This is a genomic window from Psychrobacter sp. (genome assembly GCF_030454045.1).
In the GTDB taxonomy this organism is placed as follows: Bacteria; Pseudomonadota; Gammaproteobacteria; order Pseudomonadales; family Moraxellaceae; genus Psychrobacter.
Genome location: NZ_JAKDJE010000091.1, coordinates 1 through 10,781, shown reverse-complemented (window position 1 = coordinate 10,781; position 10,781 = coordinate 1). Strand labels below are relative to the sequence as shown.

Sequence of the window (10,781 nt, the reverse complement as noted above, 5' to 3'; positions counted from 1 at the left end):
TTCTATGTCAATTATGGCTATGTCTGATGCCAGCATACTTTTTAGAACACCACCCATTTTTCTAACGACAGATATCAGCCTTCAGAACTTGGCTTAATACCTGCTTGCGCCATCAAACCATCTGGACTAAAGACTCCTTCATAAACAAAAGCAGTCGGACCTGTCATCATAACTGAATAGCCAGGCTGCCACTTGATGATCATGCTGCCACCATAGAGCTGCGCGCGCACTTCTTCGCCTTCATCGAGCCAGCCCTCTCTTATACCGACTGCAACTGCTGCACAGGCGCCCGTGCCGCAAGCTTGCGTCTCACCAACACCGCGCTCATACACACGCAGACGAATATGACGCTGGTTCATCACTTGCATAAAGCCCACGTTGACGCGATCTGGGAACGCTGGATGGGACTCAATGGCCTTGCCTAACGTCTCAACCTCCGCGTCCAGCACGTCATCAACTTTGATAACGGCATGTGGGTTGCCCATATTGGCGACATATAGCTGTACAGGTGTGCCATTGACATCGAGGTGATAAGTGTTTTGGATTTTGGTCGTGGCTCTTGGGCTAAAGGGAATCTCATTTGGCTCAAACTTGGGCTTGCCCATATCGACTTCTACCCAACCAAACCGATCGGTGGTCAAAGAGATAATGCCGCTCGCCGTCTCAACCCGTAGACGCTGCTTAAATGACAGTTTACGTGCTTGCACAAAACGGGCAAAACAGCGCGCACCATTGCCGCATTGCTCCACCTCGGTGCCATCCGTGTTAAAAATACGGTAACTAAAATCAACATCGGGGCGCATCGGTGGCTCGACCACAAGCAGTTGATCAAAGCCAATACCTAGGTGGCGATCTCCCAATAACGCTACCAACTCCTTGGTCAAATCTAAGCGCTGGGTCACCAAATCGATAACCATAAAATCATTGCCCAGCCCATGCATTTTAGTAAATTCTATTAGCATATCTTTGATGTCCTATCCTATTTTTATGTATGGCTTATATTAGCACGCTGTCAGATACAATCATAATTATCACCGCTATCAAATACTAACTTATCGTTATACCTCAAACTCGATATACCCCATTCGAGTTTGCCAAAAAAAACCCACCGTTCGCATCACGGTGGGTTTTTTTTATTATGCAAAAACAGTGTCAGTGTTGGCGGGTTGGCGGCTTTATCTATCCTGCCACAGTATTTCGTCAGCATACAATGCTTCAACCGTTTCACGTTTGCGGATGAGCTGATTGTTATTGCCTGATACCATCACTTCGCTGGCACGCGGACGCGAGTTGTAATTACTACTCATGGTAAAGCCATAAGCCCCTGCGCCCGTCACAGCCAAGACAGCTCCTGCCTCTAATGACAGTAAGCGGTCTTTTGCTAAAAAATCCCCTGTCTCACAAATCGCGCCAACAATGTCCCACGGCTTTGTACCATTTGTATCAATACCATCGCTCGGTAATGTACTTGGAATCACGGCCATTTCAGCTTGATATAAAGCAGGACGAATCAAGTCATTCATCGCAGCATCGACGATCGCAAAGTTTTTGTGCTCAGTGGGTTTTAGTACATCAACGCGAGTGAGGAGCACACCAGCATTGGCAACGATACTACGACCCGGCTCAAAGAATACGGTCAAACCAAGCTCGCTCAGCTTTGGTAATAAAGCCTCGGCAAACTCATCGATAGACACGGGCGTCTCATCAATATAACGCACGCCTAGACCGCCACCCAAATCAATATGACGCAGCTCAATACCATGATCGCGCAGGCTATGTATCAGCTCAATAACTTTGTCTAGTGCGGCGACAAACGGCGCGACTTCCGTCAACTGCGAGCCAATGTGACAATCAATACCCACGATATTAATATGTGATAGATCTGCCGCTTGCTGATAGACTGCTAGCGCCTCTTCGTGAGTGATGCCAAACTTGTTGTCTTTAAGCCCCGTTGAGATATACGGATGAGTCTTGGCATCCACGTCAGGGTTGACGCGCAACGAGATGGGCGCCCGCTTATCGAGCGTCTTTGCCACTTCATCAATCAAGGCAAGTTCACTGATGGACTCGACGTTAAAGCAGCCGATACCTTGGGTCAATGCGTATTCGATATCTCCATAAGTTTTGCCAACACCTGAGAATACAACGCGCGACGCGGCGCCACCTGCAGCCAATACACGCATCAGCTCACCACGAGAGACGATATCAAACCCAGCACCTGCCTGCGCAAGCACCCCAAGCACTGCAAGATTCGAGTTTGCTTTTACCGCGTAGCATACCTGATGATCGAGACTGGCGAAGCTATCGGTATAGGCTTGATAAACATCCAGTATCGCCTGCTTTGAGTAGACATAGCATGGCGTACCATATTGTTTTGCCAACTCATCAACACTAACCTGCTCCATATATAGCGCGTCGTCGCGATAGCTTAGCGCGGGCAGATGAGCGCTCAACGTTTTAGGATCAACGTATAGACCCTGCTCAGTTTGAATAGTGACAGATTCGCCCGTGGTCAAATCAGTTGTGTCAACAGGTAGTTCAGAATGACTCATATAAACATCTCTAATATAATCAGGGTATCAAGGGTAAGAATAAACATTAATAATCGTTAGGATCTGTACTCGGCTCGGGCAGTATTTGCTGTTCATCTAGATAGTCATTTTTTTGATAGGTATCATCATCAATACCAGCAAAAGCGGCATCTTGTGGATGGCTCGTACTATTTAGTACAGATGGGCTACCCTCTACCGTTTGGCTACTGGACTTTAGTAAGTACAAAGCGCCTTTTTGCCCGCAGCCTGACATCCCTACCATCATCGCACTGCCAATGACTAAAGTAATAATGGCGCGGCGACTGGTAAGCATCGACGAGGTGATATATGCAGTGTTTGCTGAGCGATGTGTAGTAGACATAAAGCAGACAACCTATGAGTATGTAGCGGTATAAGTATGATGAAAAGATGACGCACAAGGCGGCCAAAGCGTGGCCACGGTAAGCGTTTTTATCATAGCATTATGACACAAAGCAGTGCGCATACTGAACCTGATTGGCTAACAAATTTAGCCAATATTAGGCAGGGGTTTGAAGCATAGTTGCTTGGGGTATTTTGAGCATCAAATCCACACGATTTATAACCTCACCGTATCACGGCATAGATACAAAAATATGTTACATTACCCTCAGAGCTTATCGTTATGATAAATTGTAGGTCTACGATTCGTAGCGGCCGCGATACCCTTATAATAAGGACGTTACGATATCAGTATGACTGTTGACATATTGAACTGACGATATGATGACTCCCCACCTATAAAAATGACCCTAAGGATAGAGTATGAGCGCCAGCCTAACCACCACTTTTGATGATAAGAACACCGAAGCATCCCCCCTGACCAGCCCAACCTTGGTTTTAAACTGCGGCTCGTCTTCCATCAAATACGCGTTGATTAGTGATGACAACGCTACTCGTATCACCGGTCTTGCCGAAAACCTAGGTCTCGATACCGCCCGTATTAAACACACGACCTTAAACGGTGAAAAACTTGAAATCTCTATTCCTGGTGGTCGCCATAAGCTGGCGCTACAAAAAATCCTTGAGCTACTAGAGCAGTACCACTTCATCGCCGTTGGACACCGCGTGGTACATGGTGGCCGCGAATATTCCAAAGCCGTTCGCGTTGATGAGCATGCGTTAGAAGAAGTGAAGCGTCTCAAAATATTAGCTCCGCTACACAACCCTGCAAATGCACTGGGTATCGAAGCGGTTCAGGCGATCTATCCTGATATGCCGCAAGTGGTGGTGTTTGACACCGCTTTTCACCAAACCATGCCGCCCGTTGCTTTTCGCTATGCGCTACCAAAATATCTATACGAAGAACATAAAATCCGTCGCTATGGCTTCCATGGCACATCACATGCTTACGTCTCAGAACGCACCAGCCAAATCACTGAGGCAAAAGGGCCACATGGCTGGCTAACAGCACATCTAGGCAATGGTTGCTCAGCCGCCGCAGTATACGATGGCAAAAGTCTCGATACCAGCATGGGTCTGACCCCACTTGAGGGCCTTATGATGGGTACGCGTAGTGGCGATGTGGATCCTAGCTTGCACATGCACCTGAAGCGTCAGCTCGGTATGAGCTTAGAAGAGACCGACAAAATGCTTAATAATGACAGCGGTCTACTTGGTATCTCAGGACTGTCTAACGACTTGCGTACCATCGAGCAAGCAGCCAGTGAAGGTCACGAAGATGCCAAGCTCGCTATCGAGATGTTTTGCTATCGTGCTGGTAAATATCTGGCCAGCCTTAGCTGTGCGCTACCAGAGTTTACCGGTATTGTCTTTACTGGCGGTATCGGTGAGAACTCCGACATTACACGTACCAAAATCCTGGCAGTGATGCGTCATTTCGGTATCAAAATAGATGCTGACAAAAATGCCAGTTTGGTTCGTGGTAAAGAAGGCAGCTTCCACGCAGATGACAGCAGTATCGAGTTATGGGTCGTCCCAACTGATGAAGAGTGCCGTATTGCTCAAGAGACTCGTCAGGCATTGAATTTAATATAAGCGTGAGCGTGTTTGATACGCCATATCTATATAATTAACATTTGCTATAAAGCTATGGCGTACATACTCAGCACATTGCTCATTCTGCCAAGGATGAATTGAACTTAATAATAAAATAAACCATAGGACATACTATGCAGACCATTTTACTTGTTCCCATTAGTCGCGGTATCGGTGTAACATCAGCGGCGCTTGGCTTGATTCGAGCCTTTGATTATAACGGTATCAAAGCGGGTTTTATGAAGCCGTTTTTGCAAGATGATACACTAGACAAGCAGCACAGCTTAGACAGCTCAAGTGCATTGACCATGCATGCCTTTGGTCTAAAGCCGCCCAAATCGATCAGCCGTCAACACGTCGAGCGGATGCTGGGCGACGGCAACCTTGATGATTTGATGGAAGAAGTGATTGCCAATTATCATACGATTGATGATGGCCCTGATGTCATCATCTGTGAAGGTCTGGTGCCGACCACTGAGACCTCTTATGCTGCACAAGTCAACCGCGCCCTCGCCCATGCTTTAGATGCCAAGATCATATTTGTTGGTGCCGCTGATATCAGTCAACCAGCGGCGTTGGCGGACAAGCTTGATGTGCATGCGCGCGAGTTCGGCGGTGTCATCGATTTGCGGACGCTTGGCGTGATTTTGATGCGGGTACAAGATGTGCCCAATACGTTTGAGACGCAACCAGTCGCGCCTGGTGAGGCCGTCGTCAGCTTAGATCCAACCTTTTTGCAAGAAGTGCAGCGTCTATCGCCTTCGTTCAATACCGACGCGTTTCGCCTCATCGGCGTGGTGCCCTTTAGCGATTCGTTGTCTGTACCGCGCACTTGGGACATTGCCACCGAGCTTGATGCCACTTGGCTTAACGTTGGTGAAGCAAAAACACGTCGTATCAATCGCATCAGTCTAACGGCGCGCTCAGTCGCTCGTGTCAATCAAGTGTTCAAACGTGGTACGTTGATGGTGGTCCCTGGTGACCGCGATGACTTGCTACTGGCCGCAGGGTTGGCCTGTATCAATGGTATTCCGCTGGCAGGATTGGTCTTGACAGGGGGTATCCTACCAAGCGAGACCGTAACGGAGCTGTGGCAGTCGGCGCTCAAAACGGGCATCCCTATCATGAGCGTCGAGAGTGACAGCTATCAAACGGTACAGAGCCTTGTCCATATGAGCTCAGAGATTCCAAGTGATGACACCGATCGCGCTGAAGAAGTGGCACGTTACGTAGCAGCGCACTTGGATCTGAGCTGGATTAAGGAATATTTCAGTCGTAACCATGAGCCGCGTTTGTCGCCATCGGCTTTTCGCCATCAGTTGGTCAAAAAATCACAACAAGCCAAAAAACGCATCGTCCTGCCAGAGGGCGCAGAGCCGCGTACCGTCGAGGCCGCCTGTATCTGTCAAAGCCGCGGAATCGCTAACTGTGTGCTGCTTGCCAAGCGCAGTGAGGTCGAACAAGTCGCCAAAAACCGCGATTTGACATTGCCAGAGGGTCTAGAGATTATCGATCCTGATAGCCTCGATATGAGCAAATATATCGCCGCGGTCGTTGAACGCCGTAAAGGTAAAACCAACCAAGACGTCGCCGCTGAATATCTAAAAGACACGGTATATCTTGGCACCATCATGCTCCAGCTCGATGAAGTCGATGGTCTGGTCTCAGGCGCGATTCACACAACTGCCAACACCGTCCGCCCTGCGTTCCAGCTAATCAAAACCGCACCGCAGTACTCTCTAGTATCGTCAGTGTTCTTCATGCTGCTGCCTGAGCAAGTGGTTGTCTATGGTGACTGCGCGATCATCCCTGATCCCAATGCTGAAGAGCTGGCTGAGATTGCCATTCAGTCGGCGCAGTCTGCCGCCGCGTTCGGTATCGATCCAAAAGTTGCCATGATCAGCTACTCGACAGGCTCATCAGGGGCTGGCGCGGATGTCGAAAAAGTTGCTCGTGCCACCCAAATCGTCCGCGAGCGTGCGCCAACGCTCAAGGTCGACGGCCCATTACAATACGATGCGGCCTCTGTCATGAGTGTGGGCAAGCAAAAGGCCCCTGACTCTCCAGTTGCGGGTCAAGCCAATGTCTTTATTTTCCCTGATCTCAATACTGGTAATACCACTTATAAAGCGGTACAGCGTAGCGCCAACGTCATCAGTGTCGGCCCAATGCTGCAAGGCTTGAACAAACCTGTCAATGATCTATCCCGCGGTGCGCTCGTTGATGATATCGTCTACACCATTGCCCTGACCGCCATTCAAGCGGCAAGCGACCTCATTTAAGCGCTCTTATCGCTGCCAATGAGTCCTTGAAGATGCCGACTGTCGTTATGATGGTCGGTTTTTTTATGAGTGTGTTGATGACAGCGGCGTGCCTGCCCTCTACAATAGCGCTATGACTCATTGAATATAACAAGGCCACAAAAGAGGAAGGTATGCCAAAAGAGCGTACACTGTCCCTTTTTTACGCATTTATTTATGCCAAATACGAGCGCCAGCCCTCACCAAAAACTCCCTGCCATTCGTGCCTATCTTGGCGGCTCATTTGATCCTGTACATAAGGGCCATTTAGAAGTGGCCCTGCATGTCTATCAGAGATTGTTGCCAATCACGATGCAGCAGCAGCGTGACCTACAGGTATGTTTATTGCCCAACGCGCGCTCACCCTTTAAAATGCAAAGCACAGATCCTGCGCATCGTTTAGCCATGCTGAGGCTTGCGGTACAAGAGACGCCGATACAAATCAATGAGCTGGAACTATGGCAAACGCCGCCTGTCTATACGATTGATAGTGTACGCGCACTCAGACAACAATATCCTCACGACAGCCTGATATTTATCATGGGTATGGACAGCGCGCGCAGTTTGGATAAATGGAAGGAGGGGTTACGGCTCACTGACTATGTCAATCTGTGGGTATTCAATCGTGAGGATAGCGATGATATGAGTGATACTGACTCTGAGCACACCACATCCCTGATAAAAAAGACAGCGAGCACTGACGATGCCGTCGTCTTATCATCGCAGCTACCACCACCCTTACAACCCTATATCACTCATACACCTATTGACCTATTAACCCCGAGCACTCAGTGCACCACAGCGTATTTGGACACAGATAATACTGACTTGAAAAACCCAGTTCAAGGACGCATTTATATAGACACACGCCCCATCACTGCTGTATCAAGCACACAGATACGTGAGCAACTACAGATCGTGGCCAATCAAACAAATAAAATGCCTGCCTCTGAGCGGCAAATCGCCTCTATCGCACCAATAAATGCTATCATTAACCATACTGAATTCAATCCATTAGCTAAATGGCTCAATCCTGCTGTTTATCACTATATTATCGCCCATCAGCTATATTCTGCTGCTCAATTCCGTTAAAATCGCCTTATCTATGTCATTTTGCCGATCTTTTTATCTATATGCCTGACATTCTCTAATCAGTCGGATAAGCCAAAGTGACGTTTTACCCCTTTATTTTATATATTTATGATTCAAGAGATTAAAATTTATGACCAACACCATGACTGAAGAACGCCTCAAAGAATGCTTGACCATCGTACAAAACTCGCTAGATGATATGAAAGCAAAGAACATCACAGTAATGAATGTAGAAGAGTTGACCGACGTCACAGAGCGCATCATCATCGCTGACGGTACCTCAAAACGTCACGTACGTGCCATAGCGGATAGCGTTGGCGCTGAAGCCAAACAAGCGGGTTTTATGCCGCTTGGCCGTGAGGGCGGTATTGACTCTGACTGGACCTTGATTGATTTGGGCGCGGTCGTCGTCCATATCATGACCCCGCAAGCCCGCGAATTTTATGACTTAGAAGGCCTATGGTCATCGCCTGACCAATTGGCTGAGCTGGTCGCTACGCCTCGCGAAAAGAAAACCGCCGGTCGTCGCAACAAAACCAAATAAAAGTATTGAATAACGAACATTGAGTAAAATGTTCTTATGAACCATCAAGACCAGAATCGCTATTCTGGTCTTTTTTTGTGCCGATATTTCGGGATGCGCGTCATGATAATGCCTGATTAAATAGATAATTGCTGCAGAGGTTGCTATCATCTTTATCAATCACCACTGCCCAATTTTTGTTTTGATTTCAATGCTCATTAAGGATTGTCTATGTCTGCTGCCCACCACTTACACTCTGCGATTCACTTACCCATGCACGTGGCAAACTTAGTCTGCGTACGCGCAGGCAAAGTCATGCCCTTTACCCGTGATGAGATGAGCGCCATTGACAAAGCGCCTATAGCCGCGCCTGTCACCGTCAACTTTATGGGCCTGACCACGGACGAGCAAGCCGATCGCAAACATCATGGTGGCCCGCTCAAAGCCGTGCATCAAATGCCAACGGCCACGTATGAGAAAATCAATACTGAGTTTGATCTAAAAGTACGCATCGGTACGCTCGGTGAAAACCTTACCACTGAAGCTGTTGATGGATTACCTGAGATGGATGAGTCTAACGTCTGTATTGGCGACGTTTATCAGTATGGTGGGCAGTATGGCGACGACAAAATAAACGGTGAAGATAGCGTGCAGCTGCGCATCGTTCAACCGCGCCGCCCGTGCTACAAAATCAACGATCAGATCGGCCAATTTACCAAAGTGCCCAACATCGCCGCATGGGTGAGTAAACAAGGTATCTCAGGCTGGTATTTTCAAGTCGTGCGTGATGGTATGATTCAGGCGGATGTGCCTGTGTACTTGGTCGAGCGCCCCTACCCGTTTGCCACGTTAGAGACCTTATGGGAACTCTCGAACGCAAAAGAGAAGTTTGACGCTGATATTATCGAGCCGTGGTTGGCGATAGAATGTTTGGAAGAGAGTTGGAAAAAGGTATTGGCGAAGAAGGTCAAAAGGGGCTAAATACAATCAGCAAAATCTTTAGACATCATCTGATAATAATAGGTGGTTAAGATATAAGTGGACAGCGACATATACCCTTTATCTAAACAGAGCATTTCATGGTAAAAAACATCTTCTTAGCACTTGGCTTGGCCCTACCTTTGGTTGGCTGCGTCACGACCACTTCACCAGTCGCCACCACCAAAAGCTACAGCGTCGATAGCGACACTTATCAATCGACTGGTAAAAGCCAGCGCATCAAAACCATCGTCCTACACTACACCGTCTCAGACAATGAGCGCTCGATAAAGACTTTGACCACAGGCAATGTCAGCGCGCACTATCTGGTCTTAGACAATGACGATGACAAAATCTATAACCTCGTACCTGAGAACGAGCGCGCGTGGCATGCAGGAGATGGCGGCTTTGCAGGGCGGACGATATTAAACGATACCTCTATCGGTATCGAGATCGTCAATGTGGGCATCAAGCCTGAATATCGAGACGCGCTAAAGAATGGCGATATGGATTACCATCCTTATGAGCATTATGTGGCATTTGATGAATTGCAGATTAAAAAAGTCGCAGAGCTGGTGCAGGATATCGCCACGCGCTATGACATCTCACCAAAGAACATCATCGGTCACTCGGACATGGCACCCTCGCGCAAGATCGACCCCGGTGCCAAATTCCCATGGGAACAACTGTATAAAGAGTATGGTATCGGCGCTTGGTATGATGAAGCGGACAAGCAAGAAATTATGAATCGGCGTACCTTGGTTGCGCCAAGCGTGCAGGAAATCAAGCAAGCGTTTCGCAAATATGGTTATCAAATCAATAATAGCGACGAGTGGGACAAGTCCAGCCGTGATGTCATCTATGCGTTTCAATTGCATTTCAGACCGCAGCAGCCAACCGGTAATATGGATAGCGAAACCTATGCGATATTGCAGGCGCTCAATAAGAAGTATGCGGGTCGGGATGATTTTTATTAAGGGTGCAACACATCAGGAGACATAAACCATGACTAACTCACAATACAACGAACAAAATGAACAAGACGAGCTACAGAGATACCTAGAAGCAAAAGCCAGACAAGAGCAGGAACAAGAAAAGCAAAAAGAACAAGAGCCTGGGCAGCTGTCGGCTTATGAGGCTTGCGTGCTAAGAGAAAGCGCTAGAATTCATGAGTTGATTGCTGAGGCGCAGAAAGGGAAAGCTGATTAGGAAAAAATATGGATAAAGAAATCATCTTTTATCATCTTTTATCATCTTTTATGATCCTTAGATTAACACATGAAGTGCAATACCAAATGCAAGGTGAAAAAAAGACCTAGA

General features: G+C 47.8%; 10 protein-coding genes. 7 read left to right on the top strand and 3 right to left on the bottom strand.

Annotated elements, in window-relative coordinates:
* Positions 1-74 precede the first annotated feature (74 nt).
* From dapF to L0G63_RS12500, 3 genes are all read right to left on the bottom strand, one after another.
* Positions 75-962, bottom strand: coding sequence for a diaminopimelate epimerase (dapF, locus tag L0G63_RS12510; protein ID WP_301450952.1), 888 nt, complete (start codon positions 960-962; stop codon positions 75-77).
* Positions 963-1,175: 213 nt separating this feature from the next.
* Positions 1,176-2,552: a diaminopimelate decarboxylase gene (lysA, locus tag L0G63_RS12505; protein ID WP_301450951.1), complete on the bottom strand. Its 1,377-nt coding sequence runs from the start codon at positions 2,550-2,552 to the stop codon at positions 1,176-1,178.
* Between the two features lie 46 nt (positions 2,553-2,598).
* The gene (locus L0G63_RS12500) at positions 2,599-2,913 is read right to left on the bottom strand and encodes a lipoprotein (protein WP_301450950.1); all 315 of its coding nucleotides are present in this window, start codon (positions 2,911-2,913) and stop codon (positions 2,599-2,601) included.
* A gap of 422 nt (positions 2,914-3,335) precedes the next feature.
* On the opposite strand from L0G63_RS12500, the gene L0G63_RS12495 reads away from it, so the two are divergent.
* From L0G63_RS12495 to L0G63_RS12465, 7 genes are all read left to right on the top strand, one after another.
* Positions 3,336-4,568 carry an acetate/propionate family kinase gene (locus tag L0G63_RS12495; protein ID WP_301450949.1) on the top strand — a complete coding sequence of 411 codons (1,233 nt, stop codon included), beginning with the start codon at positions 3,336-3,338 and terminating at the stop codon, positions 4,566-4,568.
* 134 nt (positions 4,569-4,702) lie between these two features.
* Entirely contained in the window at positions 4,703-6,850 is a 2,148-nt protein-coding gene (gene pta / locus L0G63_RS12490) for a phosphate acetyltransferase (RefSeq protein WP_301450948.1), read from the top strand.
* Between the two features lie 195 nt (positions 6,851-7,045).
* Positions 7,046-7,960, top strand: a complete 915-nt coding sequence (locus L0G63_RS12485) for a nicotinate-nicotinamide nucleotide adenylyltransferase (RefSeq protein WP_301450947.1) — start codon at positions 7,046-7,048, stop codon at positions 7,958-7,960.
* Positions 7,961-8,090: 130 nt separating this feature from the next.
* Entirely contained in the window at positions 8,091-8,504 is a 414-nt protein-coding gene (rsfS, locus tag L0G63_RS12480) for a ribosome silencing factor (RefSeq protein ID WP_301450946.1), read from the top strand.
* 252 nt (positions 8,505-8,756) lie between these two features.
* Complete coding sequence (locus tag L0G63_RS12475) at positions 8,757-9,464, top strand: MOSC domain-containing protein (RefSeq protein WP_301450953.1); 708 nt, start codon at positions 8,757-8,759, stop codon at positions 9,462-9,464.
* A gap of 98 nt (positions 9,465-9,562) precedes the next feature.
* Positions 9,563-10,438, top strand: coding sequence for an N-acetylmuramoyl-L-alanine amidase (locus L0G63_RS12470; RefSeq protein ID WP_301450945.1), 876 nt, complete (start codon positions 9,563-9,565; stop codon positions 10,436-10,438).
* Positions 10,439-10,466: 28 nt separating this feature from the next.
* Positions 10,467-10,670: a hypothetical protein gene (locus tag L0G63_RS12465; RefSeq protein WP_301450944.1), complete on the top strand. Its 204-nt coding sequence runs from the start codon at positions 10,467-10,469 to the stop codon at positions 10,668-10,670.
* Positions 10,671-10,781 lie beyond the last annotated feature (111 nt).

Coding starts and splice junctions, on each gene's coding strand:
- dapF (WP_301450952.1), bottom strand. CDS start 962: ATGCTAATAGAATTTACTAAAATGCATGGGCTGGGCAATGATTTTATG.
- lysA (WP_301450951.1), bottom strand. CDS start 2,552: ATGAGTCATTCTGAACTACCTGTTGACACAACTGATTTGACCACGGGC.
- L0G63_RS12500 (WP_301450950.1), bottom strand. CDS start 2,913: ATGTCTACTACACATCGCTCAGCAAACACTGCATATATCACCTCGTCG.
- L0G63_RS12495 (WP_301450949.1), top strand. CDS start 3,336: ATGAGCGCCAGCCTAACCACCACTTTTGATGATAAGAACACCGAAGCA.
- pta (WP_301450948.1), top strand. CDS start 4,703: ATGCAGACCATTTTACTTGTTCCCATTAGTCGCGGTATCGGTGTAACA.
- L0G63_RS12485 (WP_301450947.1), top strand. CDS start 7,046: ATGCCAAATACGAGCGCCAGCCCTCACCAAAAACTCCCTGCCATTCGT.
- rsfS (WP_301450946.1), top strand. CDS start 8,091: ATGACCAACACCATGACTGAAGAACGCCTCAAAGAATGCTTGACCATC.
- L0G63_RS12475 (WP_301450953.1), top strand. CDS start 8,757: ATGCACGTGGCAAACTTAGTCTGCGTACGCGCAGGCAAAGTCATGCCC.
- L0G63_RS12470 (WP_301450945.1), top strand. CDS start 9,563: ATGGTAAAAAACATCTTCTTAGCACTTGGCTTGGCCCTACCTTTGGTT.
- L0G63_RS12465 (WP_301450944.1), top strand. CDS start 10,467: ATGACTAACTCACAATACAACGAACAAAATGAACAAGACGAGCTACAG.